This is a genomic window from Corynebacterium antarcticum (genome assembly GCF_016595285.2).
In the GTDB taxonomy this organism is placed as follows: Bacteria; Actinomycetota; Actinomycetes; order Mycobacteriales; family Mycobacteriaceae; genus Corynebacterium; species Corynebacterium antarcticum.
Map to the genome: position 1 here is coordinate 416,185 of NZ_JAENIP020000002.1, position 16,574 is coordinate 432,758.

The window sequence follows — 16,574 nt, forward strand, 5'->3', positions numbered from 1 at the left end:
CGGACTTCCGACTCTCTCGCACGGCAGACTAGGATTACTCCCATGTATTCAGCTCGTAGCGGTTCCTCGACCGCGATGACGACGCCCCGCAGGCTTCTCGTCATCGCCGTTCTGGCGCTCACCCTGGGATTCCTCCTGTCGCCGCCGACCGCCGGTGCGGCTCCGCTTCCGGGGTCCTCCGCCGCACCCAGCGGCTCCAGCAACCTCGCGAATGACGCCTGGAACATCAGGAACGACGTCCACCGGCGCGCCAACGGGCTACCCCCGTTCATCGGTGACGGGGTCCGGGCCGCGACGGATGGCACCGTCGACCTTCTCTTTCCGGGACTGATCGCACAGCGAAACGCCGAAGAGGCGGCGCGTCAGGCACCGCCACCTCCGGCGCCCGCACCCGCGCCCGCGCCGGCTCCTGCACCGGAGTTCGACCGGGGCAGCTGTCCTCCCGAGGCCCGTGCATGCATCGACCTGGGGAAGCAGAGGAGCTGGCTCCAGAACAACGGCCGGATCACCTACGGTGCCGTACCGATCTCATCCGGTGCGGCCGGTTACGAGACCCCGAAGGGTGTGCACTACGTCAACCGGAAGGTGCGGGACGAGATCTCCCGGGAGTTCAACAACGCTCCCATGCCCTACTCGGTGTACTTCACCTACAACGGGATCGCTTTCCACCAGGGCAGTGTCAACCTCATGTCCCACGGATGCATCCACCTGAACCACGCGGACGCGGTGAAGTACTTCGACACCCTCCAGATCGGCGACATGGTCTACGTCTACTGAAACGACGATCCCCGGCCGGGGAATCCGGTCGACACCGGTCCGTCAGGGCACTCCAGTGGAGTGGTCCGGCGGACCGTTCCCTTGTTCAGATTGCGCTCCGGTTCTGCTCCGCGTATTGTCAGACGTTGGTGTGCACCACCATGCGCACCGCTTGTCGGAAAAGACAATGCAGTCAACTATCTACCGGATGACGCCGCGCCCAGGGTGCGGCACCGGAGAAACGTGGAGGATATGGCTAAGAAGGAAGGCGCCATCGAGGTTGAGGGCCGCGTCGTCGAGCCCCTGCCGAATGCGATGTTCCGGGTCGAACTCGACAACGGACACAAGGTTCTTGCGCACATCAGCGGCAAGATGCGCCAGCACTACATCCGTATTCTGCCGGAGGATCGTGTCGTCGTGGCTCTGAGCCCCTACGACCTGACCCGCGGCCGCATCGTCTACCGCTACAAGTAAAGACCATCAGCCTCCACACTCACCGCACGTGTCCAGCGCTCTGCGCCGGTTCGCGAGAACCGGCCTGAAACCGCTCCGTGGCACGTGCATCATGCACCTTCGGCATCGGTGGCCGAAGCCCCGTGTACCCCTGATCCACTTTCCGGCATCCGCCCGGACGAAGCATCAGCAGACGGGGACGGGTGTGGGGAAAACCACCGGACCAACCGGAAGGAAACTGCCATATGGCACGCCTTGCTGGAGTGGATCTCCCGCGCAACAAGCGCATGGAGGTCGCTCTGACCTACATTTACGGTATCGGGCCCGCCCGAGCCAAGAAGCTGCTGGAAGAGACCGGCGTCTCTCCGGACCTGCGTACCGACAACCTCACGGATGAGCAGATCGCCGCTCTCCGTGACGTGATCGAAGCAACCTGGAAGGTCGAGGGTGACCTCCGCCGTCAGGTTCAGGCGGATATCCGCCGCAAGATCGAGATCGGCTGCTACCAGGGTCTCCGCCACCGTCGTGGACTCCCTGTCCGTGGCCAGCGCACCAAGACCAACGCACGTACGCGTAAGGGTCCGAAGAAGACGATCGCCGGAAAGAAGAAGTAACCAATGCCTCCTAAAGCACGCTCTGGCGCGCGCCGCACTGGCCGCCGCGTCGTAAAGAAGAACGTGGCGCACGGCGCCGCACACATCAAGTCCACCTTCAACAACACCATCGTGTCCATCACGGACCCGAACGGTGCCGTCATCTCGTGGGCCTCCTCCGGTCACGTGGGCTTCAAGGGATCGCGCAAGTCGACCCCCTTCGCCGCACAGATGGCCGCCGAGAACGCCGCCCGTAAGGCGATGGAACACGGCATGAAGAAGGTCGACGTCTACGTCAAGGGCCCGGGCTCGGGCCGCGAAACCGCTATCCGTTCCCTCTCGGCCGCCGGCCTTGAGGTTGGCCAGATCACCGACGTGACGCCCCAGCCCCACAACGGCTGTCGTCCGCCGAAGCGTCGCCGCGTCTAGCAGGGAAAGGAAACAGACACACTATGGCTCGTTATACCGGCCCAGTCACCCGTAAATCCCGCCGTCTCCGCGTCGACCTCGTCGGCGGGGACATGGCCTTCGAACGCCGCCCGTACCCCCCGGGACAGGCGGGACGCGCACGCATCAAGGAGTCGGAGTACCTGCTCCAGCTCCAGGAGAAGCAGAAGGCCCGCTTCACCTACGGCATCATGGAGAAGCAGTTCCGCCGCTACTACGCTGAGGCGAACCGTCGCCCCGGCAAGACCGGCGACAACCTGGTCATCCTGCTCGAGTCCCGTCTTGACAACGTGGTTTACCGCGCTGGTCTCGCACGGACCCGCCGCCAGGCACGCCAGCTGGTTTCCCACGGTCACTTCACCGTGAACAACAAGAAGGTCAACGTCCCGTCCTTCCAGGTCTCCCAGTACGACATCATCGATGTCCGTCCGAAGTCCCGGAAGATGGAGTGGTTCGAGGACGCCCAGGACCGGCTCGTCGATTCCGTCGTCCCGGCCTGGCTCCAGGTTGTTCCCGAGACCCTGCGCATCCTCGTGCACCAGCTGCCCGAGCGTGCCCAGATCGACGTGCCGCTGCAGGAGCAGCTCATCGTCGAGTTCTACTCGAAGTAACCGGTTCAACCCGCGGTCCGGTCCCGCATCGACCATCCCGGATGGGGTACGCGGAGCGGGGCCGCGGGGAACCGTCGCGTGGAATTCGTCCACACCGTCATATCGTCTGCCTACTGACGTCAAATAGCGGGCGTCACATAAGGAGATCTTCAAGCAATGCTCATCTCAAAGCGTCCGGAGCTCCACGAGGAGTACATCGACTCCTCCCGTTCCCGGTTCACCATCGAGCCTCTGGAGCCCGGCTTCGGTTACACCCTCGGCAACTCTCTTCGCCGCACCCTGCTGTCGTCCATCCCGGGCGCCGCGGTGACCAGCGTGAAGATTGAGGGTGTTCTCCACGAGTTCACCACGATCTCCGGTGTCAAGGAGGATGTCAGCGACATCATCCTGAACATCAAGGGACTCGTGCTGTCCTCGGACTCGGTCGATCCCGTCGTCATGTACCTCCGCAAGGAGGGCCCCGGCGAGGTCACCGCAGCCGACATCGAGCCCCCGGCCGGCGTCGAGGTCCACAACCCGGACCTCCACATCGCCACGCTGAATGAGCAGGGCAAGATCGACATCGAACTGGTCGTGGAGCGTGGACGTGGCTACGTTCCCGCCACCCTGACCGGTGACACCGGCGAGATCGGCCGCATTCCCGTGGACCAGATCTACTCCCCGGTGCTCAAGGTGAGCTACAAGGTCGAGGCCACCCGTGTCGCACAGCGTACGGACTTCGACAAGCTGGTCATCGATGTCGAGACGAAGAACTCCATCACCGCCCGTGACGCTCTCGCGTCGGCAGGCAAGACCCTGGTTGAGCTGTTCGGTCTCGCCCGCGAGCTGAACACCGACGCTGAAGGCATCGATCTCGGTCCCTCCACCCAGGAGACCGAGACCAACGCCAACTACAGCATGGCCATCGAGGACCTGAACTTCTCCGTTCGTTCCTACAACTGCCTGAAGCGCCAGGAGATCCACACCGTCGGTGAACTCGCTGAGTGCACCGAGTCCGATCTCCTCGACATCCGTAACTTCGGTCAGAAGTCGATCAACGAGGTGAAGATCAAGCTGGCCAACCTGGGTCTGACCCTGAAGGACGCCCCCGAGGACTTCGATCCCTCCACCATCGAGGGATACGACGCCGAGACCGGTGACTTCATCGACATCGACGGCGACGATTCCGAGTAAAACCCGGGTAGCACGCCCAGGCGGCCCCGGAGGTCGAAGGATCACCGGATGACGGCCGCCGCGCTCACACACACGTACACGAGGAGTACCCCCAATGCCCAAGCCCAAGAAGGGCGCCCGTTTCGGCGGTTCGGCGCAGCACCAGAAGAAGATCCTGGCGAATCTCGCTGCCCAGCTGTTCGAGCACGGCGCTATCAAGACCACCGACGCCAAGGCGAAGCTTCTTCGTCCCTACGCGGAGAAGATCATCACCAAGGCCAAGAGCGGCACCGTCGCTGACCGCCGCAACGTCCTGAAGCTGGTCAACCAGAAGGACGTCGTCGCCTACCTCTTCAATGAGCTGGCGCCGAAGTTCGAGAGCCGTGACGGCGGATACACCCGTATCATCAAGCTCGAGAACCGCAAGGGCGACAACGCCCCGATGAGCCAGATCTCGCTCGTCCTCGAGGAGACCGCCTCCGCGGAGGCCACCCGTGCCGCCCGCGCAGCAGCCTCCAAGAAGGCCGAGGAAGAGGTCGTCGAGGTCGAAGCCGACGAGTCCACCGACGCCCACGCCGCCGAAGAGGCCCCGACCCCGGCCGAGGCCGAAGCTGAGCCCGAGAAGGCCGAGGAAGAGAAGTAATTCCCCCTCGGTCGACTCCGGACCTCTGACCGGAAGCCACCGGAAACCCACGCGCCGTGCCCCTGAGAAACGGGATCCACGGAGCGTGGGTTTTTCGTGTTCCGGGCCCGAGGACACCGTTCAACGCGGTTGTACGGGTACCTGTAGACTCTTGCGCTGTGAAAGACCTGCACCCCACCCCTGACGACCCGGGCCTGATACGACTCCGTCTCGATCTCGCGTACGACGGCACCGGCTTTCACGGCTGGGCACGGCAGAAGCCCTCCGGTGGGGAGGAACTCCGGACCGTGCAGGCGTCCATCGAGGATTCGCTGTCGACGATCCTGAGGTACCCGGCGAAGCTGACCGTCGCCGGACGGACCGACGCGGGTGTCCACGCCACCGGTCAGGTAGCCCACGTGGACGTGCCCCGCGCCAGTCTGGACACCCGATCCATAGGAGACGAACCGGCGATGCTCGTCCGCAGGCTCGCAAAGCTCCTCCCGGAGGATGTGCGGGTACACCGGTGTGTCCGTGCCGCGGAGGGATTCGACGCCCGCTTCTCTGCGCTGCGCAGGCACTACACCTACCGGGTCACCACCCACCCGAGGGGCGCCCTGCCCACCAGATCCAGGGACACCGCACACTGGCCGAAGCCCGTCGATCTCGAGTTGATGCGGGAATCGGCGGAGGTCCTCACCGGGCTCAACGACTTCGCCGCGTTCTGCCGTGCCAGGGCCGGGGCGACGACCGTCCGCGACCTCCAGACTTTCACCTGGCACGACATCTCCACCCCGGCGGAACCGGATCTCTACCTCGCGGAGGTCACCGCGGACGCGTTCTGCTGGTCGATGGTCCGCTCACTGGTCGGGGCGTGTCTCGCGGTCGGGGAGGGGCGCCGGCAGCGGGGCTTCACGGAGGGGCTGCTCGATGAGCGGACACGGTCCCAGCTCGTCCCCGTCGCTCCGGCGAAAGGACTCACCCTCACGGGCGTCGACTATCCCGATGACACCGGGTTGGCCGAGCGCGCCGAACAGACCCGCGGTATCCGTGTTCTGGCGGGGGAGGAACACCGCGCCCGGGGGAAAGGGTGCCCGGAGAACAATCCCTATTACGAGGACACACCGGGGACAACCGGTGACGCGCCCTAGCGCGTCCTGCCGTCGGCCCCGGGGCGGCGGGATACACTCTGGTGGTTGAACGTTGTACGGAAGGGGAACCGGGGACCGTTTGCCCGGGCCACGAACTGTCCGCCGCCGCGTCGGGCGGTCGACGAACGATGACGAGGAGGTGAGGACGTCCCATGGACCTGTATCAGGCAGCTCTCATCTCGGTTCTGGTATTCACGGTGCCGGGATTCCTCATCTGCCGGGTCTCCGGTGTCCGCGCCCCGTGGGCGGCAGCGGCGGCCGTGCCGGCGAGCTTCGGCGTCTACGGGCTCGCGGCCTGGTTCTACGGACTCACCCCCTTCGCCTATGACGCGCGGAGCGTCTCCGTGTTCATCGTGTTCATTCTCGTCCTCGCGGCCTGCTGGCGCTTGTGTGCGCTGGCTGTCACCCGGAGGAACCTCGCGAAGGCCCGGAGGGACGGGGAGAGCACGGTTGGGGGGCAGCCCGAGCCCCGGGACACGGCTGAAGAACCCGGTGATGCTCCCGATGACGGGGAGACCGACGACACCGGTGGAGCGGCGCACCCGACCCCCCTGGTGACATCCGGAACCACCGACCCCTGTGCGGACGCGGAACCCGTCGCCGTGGTTTCCGGGGATGAGGGATCCGACCCGCAGGAGACGGGGGAGGAGAGCGTCGCCGCAACCCGGATACCACGGGAGATCCCGCCCGAACCGGGTCTACGCAGTGCGGAGGAGGCCCGTGAACGTTCCCGGCGTCGTGAGGAACGTTGGCTCGTGGGTTCCATCTTCGACCCCGTGTGGGTTCTTCCCGCCTCCGGCGTACTGGTCGCGTTCGTCCTGCTGACGTCCCGCAGTCTCGGTCTCCTGCGGGAGACGAGGTACGGGCTGGAGAACATCTTCCAGGGATGGGACGTGCACTGGCACGCGAGCGTCGTGCGCTTCATCCAGGAGACCGGCGTCGCGTCCCCGACCAGGATGGGTGAGCTCCAGAACATCGAGTCGCGGGAGGTGCTGTTCTATCCCACGGCCTGGCACGCCGGTGCGGCGATCGTTCGGGAACTGACCGGAATGTCTCCCATAGCGGCGATCAATCTCACCTCGATCGTGCTTCCCGCGCTGCTTCTTCCCCTGGCGGTGTCCGTGCTGGCGTGGCGGCTGGTCGGGAACCGGGGACTGACCGCGCAGATCGCGGCCGGGTTCGCCGCCATCATCGTGGTACCCATGCCGGTCCTCTACTGGATCGGCTACTACGTCGGGGCATGGCCCTATCTGGCGTCCATCGGGATGGCCTTCATCGTTCTGGCGCTCTTCATGTCGGTTCCGGCGGCCCCGGTCCGGGCTTTCGCCGCGGCCCTCGTCTTCATCGGCATGGTCGAGACACATCCCTCCGCCGCCACCATCGTCGTTCTCGTTCTCGGGCTGTGGTGGATCCTGGACCTGGTGTGGCGTCCCACCCGTCGCCCGACGAACCACCGGGAACGGATCTGTTCCCGGGTCCGTGACTTCCTGGTTCTCGCGGCGACAGGGCTCGTGGCCACCATCATCCTGCTCCCGCAGATCCTCACCGGTCTCGGCCAGAGCGAGGAGGTCAAGTCCTTCGTCGCCTACGAGGATCTGACGCGGCGTGAATCGTGGTGGGTGGCCATCCAGATGCAGACGCGGCACACCGAGGCCTTCGGGGTGAACGAGCCGCTGCTCTGGGCCGCTGCCGTGGGTGGGGTGATTCTGGTCCTGTGGCGCCGGAACGTGTGGGCTCCGCTGTTCTGGTTCATCAGCGTGGTTGTCACTGTGAACTCCCTGTTGCCCTTCGAGGAGACCTGGTGGAGCGGCCTGGCCACCCAGATCGGTTCACTCCACTACAACACGCCCCACCGTCTGGTGATGCCGGTGGCGATGTTCACCGCCGCCGCCGCCGCGGTGGCCCTCGCCACCGTGGTGCGAATGGTTCTCCTGGGGCCGGTCCGCCGGTTCGCGGTGGTCTCGATCCCTATGTCGGTCGTCGCCGCGCTGATCGGTGGTCTTTTCCTGGTGCAGGAGGCCGACGAGGAGATGCAGTTCGTCTCGGACTTCGCCATCGGGGCGGCGCGGGACGGACGGATGGTCGATTCGACCGACCTGAAGGCGTACCGCTGGCTGGCGAAGCAGCCGTTGGCGTACGACGGCACGATCATGAGCAATCCGGCGGACGGCTCCGGCTGGATGTACCCGTACAACGGTCTGCCGAACGTGTTCCGGCATTATCTGTGGCCGACCGTCCCGGTGACCAGCGCGACGAACCGCATGTTCTGGAACCCGAACCAACTCGGTACCGGAAACCTCGGGCATCCGAACATGGAGAACGAGGTCGACCGTGCGGCGCAGGAGCTGAATGTCCACTACATCTACGTCTCACCGCCGAACTTCTGGGCCTTCCAGGAGCCGGTGCCGGAGATGGAGGTCGAGCTCTGGAACACCCCGGGTGTCACGCCCGTGTACAAGGACCGGCAGGTCTCGATCTACGCCGTCAACGAGTGGTTCACCGATTCGGAGCTGGACCGGATGCGTCGTCCCGGCAACTCACCTGAACCACTGCCCCCGCTGCCCACCCGTGCGGAGGCCGGAGTCGCTCCGGCGAATTCAGGTGACGGCCTGCGTCCGTACCACCATCGGCCGAGCAGACTCCTGAAGGGCCCGGCGGAACGCTTCGAATCCGAACTGGAGAAGGAGCGGCGCGAAGCCGCCGAGGCGGCCGAATAGCGCACGCATCCCGCGTTCGGGGTTCCACACCGGCTGCAGAAGCGATAACATGGCGTGAAGACAGTCGGCCACGGAGATCCCACGATCTCCGTCAACCGGTCCGGTGCACAGGGGATGCCCCGACCGGTGCGTTATCCCGCGGTCAAGGGCGCGGGACACGCGTTCGACGTTCCCCAGTCCCTTCCCGCCACCGGAGCCCTTGATGACCCATTTCCCGCTTCCGACAACCCGTGCCCAGGTCAGCGGTCACAGGTTTCTCGTCCGCCGCCTGGAACACGGTCTCGTCACAGGCGACACCCGGATGATCCATGACCCGCTCGGCAGGCGCCGCCGGGGAATCCTCTTCGGTGTCGCCGGATGCGTGCTCGCCGGACTCGCAGCCGGAGCCTTGGCCCTCTTCGTCCCCGAACCCGACCCCGGGGACGCCGCTGTCGTGAGGGCGGAATCGGGTGCCCTCTATTCGCGGATAGACGGTCGTCTCCACCCCGTCGGCAATCTGGTCTCCGCACGGTTGATAGCGGGATCCGACGTGGAGCCCGTGAACGCCGCGGACTCGGTGCTCGCCGAACTGGATCGCGGTGTCCCCGTCGGGATACCGGGCGCCCCCGGAGCTGTCGCCGGGACGATCCCGGACGATCTGGTGTGGAGCGTCTGCCGGTCCACCGTCGACGTCACGGTCGCCTTCGGCCCGCCGCCACCCCCGCCACCAGCGGATTCCGGGGTCTACACGAGGGTGCGTGGGGTGGATCATGTGGTCACCACCGCGGGCCGCGTGGCCCTGCCGGATCCGACCACCCGGTTCGGGAGGGTACTGCGGCGCAGGCTCGGGATCACGGCGGACACCCCGGTCTGGGAGCCTCCACCCGAGCTACTCAATGCGATCCGTGAACTACCCCCGTACGAGCGCCCGCCGAACTCCGGGGTGCTGCTGGGTAACGGCAGGGAATCCTGGTTGCTGCGCGCGGACGGGATACTCCGGTTGAGCCCACTACAACGGGGGATACTGCTCGATCTCGGCGCAGCGGAGCGCGCGGTGCCCCAGGACGGGCCGGCGGCACGGCCGGACGCGACACCCGAGGACATCCGGCTCCCCGCGACGGTGCTCGACTGGATCGACCCGGAGCAGGCGGTGATCTGTGCGATCGGCGACGACGGGCACCTGGGTGTCATCGGGGACACGGCGTCCGCTCCGGGGATCTACGCGCCGGGTGCGGGGGTCGCCCTGTCCGGGGATTCCACCGCCACCCGGTATGCGCCGACCGTCGTCAACGGGATCGGCGTGGACACCGGCCACGGCTACTACCTCATCGCCGACACCGGACTCAGGCACAGTGTCGGCACCGCCGGAGAACTCGCCGTCATCGGGGCCGCAAGTCCAGCTCGTGCACCCTGGTCCATCATCCGGTTGCTGCCCACCGGAGAATCGCTGAACCGGGAGCGGGCACTCGAGCCACGCTACTGACCCGCGTGCCGTCCGGTCCGCCGCAACCGGAAGCGTGCCGTGTACCGGATGGTCAGCATCAGACCGACGGCGCACAGCAGAATCGTCACGGTCACGCCGGTCCGGGCCCGGACCCCGTCGGGTGGTTCAACGGGTGCGGTGACCGTGACGGGGTGCGGGATGCCCCGGTAATCGGCGGGGAGGTGGGTCACCGCTTCCGCCGGGTCCACCGCTCCGGTGGCCGGGTCGACGGCTCCGACCAGCCGGGCCCGGATTCCCGCGGCGGAATCGGCCGGGTGCAGCTCCATCAACAGCGCCGCGGTACCGCTGATGACCGGAGCCGAGAAACTCGTGCCCTCGAATTCCCGGGGGCCCGACGACTCCGCCAGCCCGACGGTGAAGCCCACGCCGTCCGGGGACAGTGCGAGGGGAACCCGGCCAGGGGCGGACAACAGGGGGCCCGGGCCGTCGATCGAATACTCCGCGATGGTGCGTGCGGTGTCCAGGGATGACACCGAAACGACGGTGGGTCGGTGGGCGGGCAGCACGGTGCTGCCCGCCGGACACCGTTCATCCTTGTTGCCCGCCGCTGCGACGATCACCGTCCCGTGCTCCTCCGCACGGGCGAGTGCGGCATCGAAGTCGTGGGTGTCGACCCGGTCGGCGGTACCTGGGGGAAGGCAACTGACGAGCGAGATGTTGATGACGCGGGCGCCCCCGTCCAGAGCGAGGTTGATGGCATCCGTGAGGGAGGCGAGGCTACCGCCGGCACCGACGGTTTTCGCGGCACGGCGGCTGCTGGTCTGCCGGATACTGATCAGCTCCACTCCCGGGGCCACCCCGACGACACCGTCGTCCGGGGAGGGATGGGCGGCGAGAATGCCCGCGACGATCGTGCCGTGACCGTCGCAGTCATCCACCGCTCCGTCGGGCAGCGGAGGTTCATCCTCCCGCCGTTCCCCGACGACCACGAGGTCACCGCCGGGAATGACCGGAGGTAGACGCGGATGCGGGGTTACGCCTGTGTCTATGACAGCGACCCGGACGCCGGCTCCAGTGGCGAATCGGTGGGCCACCGCCAGCGATTCCGGGACATCGTCCGGGGCGGGAACATCGGCGGGGGAGGCCGGAACGACGACCGCGCAGTCCGGATCGGGGAGTCGCCCGGGAGAAGGCTCCGCGCACACCGGGATTACGGCGCAGGCGCACATCACCGTGATTCCGGAACCGGTCAGGATTCTTCTCATCCGAGTCCCCGGATCAGGGCGAACACACCGAGGACGTGTGCGGCGAGAGGGAGTGCCGCGGCCACGGCGAGAGTCTCCAACTTCTCCATCCAGTTGACCGCCACCGGCCGGAACTCCGCTACGCGACGGCCCCACCACGGGGCGGTGAGGACGGCGACGGCCGTGAGTGAGCTGACGGCCGCGACACCCACCGAATCGGATCGGATGCCCGCGAGGACGGTACCTGAGGCGCCGGACAACGCCCAGGTCCACAGTGCCCAGACGGCCAGCGGATCCCGGTGCCGGAGAGCGTGGAGAACAGTGGCGATGGTCGTGGCCAGACACAGCGCCGCGGGAAAACCACCTCCGGACCATCCCACGGTGAGGGCGCCCGAACCCCCCAGGAGTGCGGTTCCGGCGAGTGCCCCGGAAAGCAGGCTCCGGGCATACGCCGCGCGTTCGCCGGCATCCGGATCAGGATCCTCCGGGGTTCCCGTGTACTCGCCGGATGGGGGCAACCGTGGAACAGTGAGACCAGCCGCCCTGATGGCGAGGGACGGCAGCAGAGTGACGGCGATCAACGCGAAGCCCGTCACTGCGGCGGCGACCCCCGGATAGTCGCGGGCCACGGGGAAAACGCAGACCCCCGACAGTGCGAGAAGTATGGCGGTGGTCAGCATCGCGGCGGATTCCGGTTTCACGCGGCAACAGAACCAGCAGAGGAAGAGGACGACAGCGCCGGTGAGGCACCCGCCAACGACAGCGGCTCCCACGGCGGCATCCGGCTTTCCCCCGGTGATCGGGGTCCCGGCGAGAATCGCCGCGATCACCGCCGCGACGGACGAGATCACGACCCCGGTCACCAGAACGGTGATCGCGGAGCTCCCCGCATCATTCACCCGGGAGCTGATCCGAGACGCGACCACGAGGCAGAGCAGCCCCAGCAGACCGAGGCGCAGGGGAACGGGCAGGAGATCGCTTCCGGGGAAGGCACCCGTGACCGCCATCGCCGCACAGGCGATCATGCCGGTCAGGGCGGCGGCGGTTCCGAGGCCTCGGGGGGAGTCGCGTTGATTCCCGTCGGAGAGTACCTCCGCGGCATCCCGGAGAACCGGTGCCTCCGGAACTGTTCCCGGCGACAGCACGAGAATCCCACCCTGTCGGAGGGCCGTGTGGGTCAGCGGGATAGCGGTTTCCACAGGAATTCCCACCGCGGTGGAGGCCACCCAGGGGCCGGGGTGTCCGGGCAGTCCGGCGAGCTCCAGGATCTCCGGGAGAAGCTCGGCGATACTGGCGTGCACGGGTAGGACGAGGTCCACCTCCGGCGGGGGAAGACCCGGGGCGTTCGGATGGAGATCAACTGCGTCCGGTGTGATCCGGACGGTGATGCGGAGAGCGTGGTCGACGGCCACTGGTTCCCCCTGTGGGATGGTTGCGGACGGCATGATCGGATGGGCCCGCGGCGGATCCCGGATGATGCGGGGACTCCGCCGGCAGGCCGGGTAGAACATGTGCAACCGAACTTAGGATGGCCTATAATTCTCCGTAAGTCCAGCCGGATTTGGGGATCCGGGCACGTTTTTCCGTCGGACACCGCACCGCGGCATCGACCGCCGCACCGTCAGGCACCATCCGTCACCGTGCTGAATTGTGACGGGCGACGGTGGAGAGCCTCCGGGAGTGGATCCGCCGGAGTTGACCCCCGGAAAGCACGAGGAACAGCCGTGCCCCCTCCCCGAAACGACGGGATCGTCGTCCCCCTGAGCCCCGCCGAACGTGAACCCGCACCACCGCTCCCGACCGGTGAGCTGCACGTCGATCCGGTTCCCCCCGTCGCCAGGCCCCGCCCCATTCCCCTGGTACGCCTGCTCATGCCTCTGGTCATGGTGCTGGTTCTGGCGGCGATGGTCGGCCTGATGGTGATGGGTGGTCGGGGAATGAACCCCGGGTTGCTCATCTTTCCCCTGATGATGCTGGTGAGCATGTTCGCCATGGTCAATCCCACCGGTGCGGATGATCCCGACGAACAACGGAGGGTGTACCTCCGGCACCTGTCCGCCGTCACAGAACGCGCCCGCCGGAATGCCGCACTACAGCGGATCTCCGAGTTTCACCACCATCCCGATCCGGTGAGTCTGCACGGTCGGGCCGGTTCTCCGAGGATGTGGGAGAGGAGGGCCAAGGACGCCGACGCCCTGGAGGTCAGGGTCGGACTGGGGCCGGTTCGGTTGTGTACCCCGGTCACCGTCGCCGACACCGGGGCTCCGGAGGACCTCGATCCGGTCTGCATGGTGGCGTTGCGGCAGATGATGCACACCATCGGCGTCGTCCGCGATGTCCCGTTCGCCGTGCACCTGGGTGCTTTCCCGGTGATCGGGATACACGGTCCGGGGGCGGAGGGCCTGGTCCGGGCGCTCGTCGCGCAGCTCGCGTTCCACCACGGGCCTGACGCGGTGGGCATCACCTCCACCCTCCCCGACCACGGCTGGACGAAGTGGCTGCCCCATTCCCGGCATCCGGGAAGCGCCGCGTTCCGGGTGCTGATCACGGGACCGGGGTACCGGGACGGGCTCGCCATCGGCGGAGACGTCACCACCGTCATCGACATCGACTCCCGCCCGGGTACCGAACTGGGGGAGATCGCCCGCACCGACGGCCTCCTCCTGTACGTCGACGGCTCCGTCAGCGTCGTCTCGGGTGCGGGGGAGGAAGAACTCGGTACCGCGGACACACTGACGCAGGAGGAGATCACGGCTCTGGCCCGGTCCATGACCGGGTACCGGCGGCCGCGGTCCGACACCGGTCCGGAGACCGGCGCAGATCTGCTCGCGCTTCTCGGCCTCGGTCGCCCATCCGAACTGGCCGGCACCGGACTCTGGAACAGGCGTGGGGGAGACCGGTTGGCGGTCCCCATCGGTGTGGACGACTCCGGGAAACCCGTGGTGCTCGACATCCGGGAGTCGGCGCACGGAGGAGTCGGACCGCACGGACTGTGCATCGGGGCGACTGGATCCGGTAAATCGGAGCTCCTCAGGACACTCGTCATCGCACTCGTTGCCACCCACACCCCCGAGGAACTCAACCTCGTGCTCGTCGACTTCAAGGGCGGAGCCACCTTCCTGGGGTTGGAGGGGCTGCCGCACACGTCGGCCGTGATCACGAACCTCTCCGACGAAGCGCACCTCGTCGAACGCATGCACGACGCGATCTCCGGTGAAATGAACCGGAGACAGGAACTGCTGCGTCGCGCCGGGGGGGTTCGCCAACGTCACCGAGCACAATGCCGCGGCACGGGAGCGGGACGACCTGGGGCCCCTCCCCGCCCTCCTCATCGTCATCGACGAGTTCTCGGAGCTGCTCGGGCAGCATCCTGATTTCGCGGATCTGTTCACCGCGGTGGGACGCCTCGGCCGGTCGCTGCAGGTACATCTCCTGCTGGCCAGCCAACGGTTGGACGAGGGGCGACTCCGGGGGCTCGAGTCACACCTGTCGTACCGGATCGGACTGAAGACCTTCTCGGCAGCTGAATCACGGCAGGTGCTGGGGGTCCCGGATGCGTACTTCCTGCCTCCGAAGCCGGGTACGGGCTATCTACGGGCGGAAGCGGAGCAGCTGACACGGTTCCGGGCAGCCTACGTCTCGGCACCGACCCAGGTGGAGGCGCACACGGGGCCTCCGGCTCCGCGGACGGGATCGGAGGTGCGGCACTACGACGCCTGGTCGGACGTGGACGTGGTGCGGTCCCCAGCCGGACCCGCCGCGTCGCGGGGGAACGGACCGACGATTCTTGATTCGGTCGTCTCCGCCGCCGTCACAGCTGCGCGGGCGCGGGGGATGACCGCCCACCGGATCTGGTTGCCCCCGTTGCCGGGGTCGATCGGGTTGGGGGAGATCCACCGGATCGCCGGTTCCCCGGACCGCCTCCGGTGTCCGGGCGAGCCGGGTTTCCTGACATGTGCGCTGGGGATCATCGACCGGCCGTTCCTGCAACGCCAGGATCCGTACACCGTCGACTTCACCGGAACCGGTGGACACATGGCCGTCTGTGGTGGACCGCAGACGGGAAAGTCGACGACGTTGCGCAGCATCATGCTGTCCCTCGCCGTCACCCACGGCTCCGGCGACATCCGTTTCTACGTTCTCGACTACGGCGGCCGCAGTCTCGGCGATCTGGGGGTGCTGCCGCACGTCGCCGGGTGCGCGGGCAGGGGCGAGCCGGAGAAGACACGGCGCATCGTGGACGAGGTGATCGGCCTGATCGACGAGCCGGAACACCGGCACACCTTTCTCGTGGTCGACGGCTGGCAGTCGGTCGTCGAGGTCTCGGATGACCTCCGGGACTGTTTCTCACGGATCGCCGCAGAAGGGCCGGGAAGCCGGGTGCATCTCATCGTGGCCACCCAGCGGTGGACCTCCATCCGCCCGGCCATCCGCGACCTGATCAGTCACCGGATGGAGCTGAAGCTCACAGAGCCCCTGGATTCCCTCGTCAACAGGCGTGCCCAGGAGAGCCTCCCGTCGCTCCCGGGACGCGGCATCACCGGGGAGGGGGAGCCGCTGCTCACGGCGAATTCCGGTGCGCAGGATCTCGCGCACGTGCTCCGGTGTTCACAGGAGGCCGGGTCTGTCCCGGTTCCCCGGCTGCGGGAGCTCCCCGGAAACATTCCGCTCGCTGATCTCCGCTCCGGCGAACATGCCGGGGGACCGCCCGGAGGCATCCTCTTCGGGGTTGGGGGACCGCGACTTGAGCCTCTCCCCTGGTGCCCGGAAGTGGACGGGCACCTGCTGTGCCTCGGTTCGCGTGGATCCGGGAAATCCACCCTCGTATCGACCATCGCCTCCGGGATCACCGCGCTGGGCCCGGAAGCCGCCCGCATGGTCGTGCTCGATCCGCGGCGTACCCATCTGGGAGCGCTCGACGAATCGATGGTCGCCGTGTACGCGGCGACGTCCGATGCGGTCGTGGCGGCGGTGACGAACACACTGGCCACCCTCAGTGGACGTCTCCCGGGGATCGATGTCACCGCGCAGCAGCTCCGGGACAGATCCTGGTGGTCGGGTCCCGAGATCTTCCTGATCATCGAGGACCATGATCTCCTCGCTGACGGCATACTGATGCCTCTCCGTCCACTGATCCCGCACGCGCGGGACATAGGACTGCACGTCGTGCTGACCCGCAAGTCGGGAGGCGCATCCCGGGCCCTGTACGACCCGTTCATCTCGGAGCTCCGCGATCAGTCGCCCGCTGTGCTTCTCCTCGACGCCGACCGCGACGAAGGCTCCCTCTTCGGGATCCGTCCCGTCCCGCAACCTCCGGGCCGGGGAACCTGGATGACCCGTGGAACTGTCCAAGGGACCTGCCAGACAGCCCACCCGTGACCCCGGGTCCACCGAAACGACAGAAA

Annotated in this window: 12 protein-coding genes and 1 pseudogene; 11 read left to right on the top strand and 2 right to left on the bottom strand. The window is 67.0% G+C overall.

What is annotated here, in order from left to right; all coding sequences use genetic code 11:
* Nucleotides 1–42 precede the first annotated feature (42 nt).
* The 10 genes from JIM95_RS06110 (at nucleotide 43) to eccB (ending at nucleotide 9,964) form a co-directional block, all read left to right on the top strand.
* Nucleotides 43–777, top strand: a complete 735-nt coding sequence (locus JIM95_RS06110) for a L,D-transpeptidase (protein WP_200260382.1) — start codon at nucleotides 43–45, stop codon at nucleotides 775–777.
* Between the two features lie 231 nt (nucleotides 778–1,008).
* Nucleotides 1,009–1,230: a translation initiation factor IF-1 gene (gene infA / locus JIM95_RS06115; RefSeq protein ID WP_075724780.1), complete on the top strand. Its 222-nt coding sequence runs from the start codon at nucleotides 1,009–1,011 to the stop codon at nucleotides 1,228–1,230.
* A gap of 224 nt (nucleotides 1,231–1,454) precedes the next feature.
* Entirely contained in the window at nucleotides 1,455–1,823 is a 369-nt protein-coding gene (gene rpsM, locus JIM95_RS06120) for a 30S ribosomal protein S13 (RefSeq protein ID WP_198734920.1), read from the top strand.
* 3 nt (nucleotides 1,824–1,826) lie between these two features.
* The gene (gene rpsK / locus JIM95_RS06125; RefSeq protein ID WP_200260379.1) at nucleotides 1,827–2,231 is read left to right on the top strand and encodes a 30S ribosomal protein S11; all 405 of its coding nucleotides are present in this window, start codon (nucleotides 1,827–1,829) and stop codon (nucleotides 2,229–2,231) included.
* A gap of 23 nt (nucleotides 2,232–2,254) precedes the next feature.
* Nucleotides 2,255–2,860 carry a 30S ribosomal protein S4 gene (gene rpsD, locus JIM95_RS06130; RefSeq protein ID WP_200260376.1) on the top strand — a complete coding sequence of 202 codons (606 nt, stop codon included), beginning with the start codon at nucleotides 2,255–2,257 and terminating at the stop codon, nucleotides 2,858–2,860.
* 156 nt (nucleotides 2,861–3,016) lie between these two features.
* Entirely contained in the window at nucleotides 3,017–4,033 is a 1,017-nt protein-coding gene (locus JIM95_RS06135) for a DNA-directed RNA polymerase subunit alpha (protein ID WP_200260373.1), read from the top strand.
* Nucleotides 4,034–4,127: 94 nt separating this feature from the next.
* Entirely contained in the window at nucleotides 4,128–4,655 is a 528-nt protein-coding gene (gene rplQ, locus JIM95_RS06140) for a 50S ribosomal protein L17 (RefSeq protein WP_200260370.1), read from the top strand.
* 158 nt (nucleotides 4,656–4,813) lie between these two features.
* Entirely contained in the window at nucleotides 4,814–5,785 is a 972-nt protein-coding gene (gene truA / locus JIM95_RS06145) for a tRNA pseudouridine(38-40) synthase TruA (RefSeq protein ID WP_248113192.1), read from the top strand.
* Between the two features lie 152 nt (nucleotides 5,786–5,937).
* Complete coding sequence (locus tag JIM95_RS06150; RefSeq protein WP_200260367.1) at nucleotides 5,938–8,502, top strand: DUF6541 family protein; 2,565 nt, start codon at nucleotides 5,938–5,940, stop codon at nucleotides 8,500–8,502.
* A gap of 202 nt (nucleotides 8,503–8,704) precedes the next feature.
* A complete protein-coding gene (eccB, locus tag JIM95_RS06155; protein WP_200260365.1) occupies nucleotides 8,705–9,964 on the top strand; it encodes a type VII secretion protein EccB in 1,260 nt (419 codons plus the stop codon).
* Here eccB and JIM95_RS06160 read toward each other — a convergent pair.
* Nucleotides 9,958–11,190, bottom strand: coding sequence for a S8 family serine peptidase (locus JIM95_RS06160; RefSeq protein WP_200260362.1), 1,233 nt, complete (start codon nucleotides 11,188–11,190; stop codon nucleotides 9,958–9,960). The genes eccB and JIM95_RS06160 overlap by 7 nt on opposite strands.
* The gene (gene eccD / locus JIM95_RS06165; protein ID WP_200260359.1) at nucleotides 11,187–12,614 is read right to left on the bottom strand and encodes a type VII secretion integral membrane protein EccD; all 1,428 of its coding nucleotides are present in this window, start codon (nucleotides 12,612–12,614) and stop codon (nucleotides 11,187–11,189) included. The genes JIM95_RS06160 and eccD overlap by 4 nt, the downstream gene beginning before the upstream one ends.
* A gap of 522 nt (nucleotides 12,615–13,136) precedes the next feature.
* Between eccD and eccCa the strand changes: the two are divergent.
* A pseudogene (eccCa, locus tag JIM95_RS11570) lies at nucleotides 13,137–16,548 on the top strand (type VII secretion protein EccCa).
* Nucleotides 16,549–16,574: the final 26 nt, after the last annotated feature.

Bases quoted from the DNA above. Each gene is read 5' to 3' on its own strand.
- eccB (WP_200260365.1), top strand. From the start codon at position 8,705: ATGACCCATTTCCCGCTTCCGACAACCCGTGCCCAGGTCAGCGGTCAC.
- rpsK (WP_200260379.1), top strand. From the start codon at position 1,827: ATGCCTCCTAAAGCACGCTCTGGCGCGCGCCGCACTGGCCGCCGCGTC.
- infA (WP_075724780.1), top strand. From the start codon at position 1,009: ATGGCTAAGAAGGAAGGCGCCATCGAGGTTGAGGGCCGCGTCGTCGAG.
- JIM95_RS06150 (WP_200260367.1), top strand. From the start codon at position 5,938: ATGGACCTGTATCAGGCAGCTCTCATCTCGGTTCTGGTATTCACGGTG.
- JIM95_RS06110 (WP_200260382.1), top strand. From the start codon at position 43: ATGTATTCAGCTCGTAGCGGTTCCTCGACCGCGATGACGACGCCCCGC.
- rpsM (WP_198734920.1), top strand. From the start codon at position 1,455: ATGGCACGCCTTGCTGGAGTGGATCTCCCGCGCAACAAGCGCATGGAG.
- eccD (WP_200260359.1), bottom strand. From the start codon at position 12,614: ATGCCGTCCGCAACCATCCCACAGGGGGAACCAGTGGCCGTCGACCAC.
- rpsD (WP_200260376.1), top strand. From the start codon at position 2,255: ATGGCTCGTTATACCGGCCCAGTCACCCGTAAATCCCGCCGTCTCCGC.
- JIM95_RS06160 (WP_200260362.1), bottom strand. From the start codon at position 11,190: ATGAGAAGAATCCTGACCGGTTCCGGAATCACGGTGATGTGCGCCTGC.
- JIM95_RS06135 (WP_200260373.1), top strand. From the start codon at position 3,017: ATGCTCATCTCAAAGCGTCCGGAGCTCCACGAGGAGTACATCGACTCC.
- rplQ (WP_200260370.1), top strand. From the start codon at position 4,128: ATGCCCAAGCCCAAGAAGGGCGCCCGTTTCGGCGGTTCGGCGCAGCAC.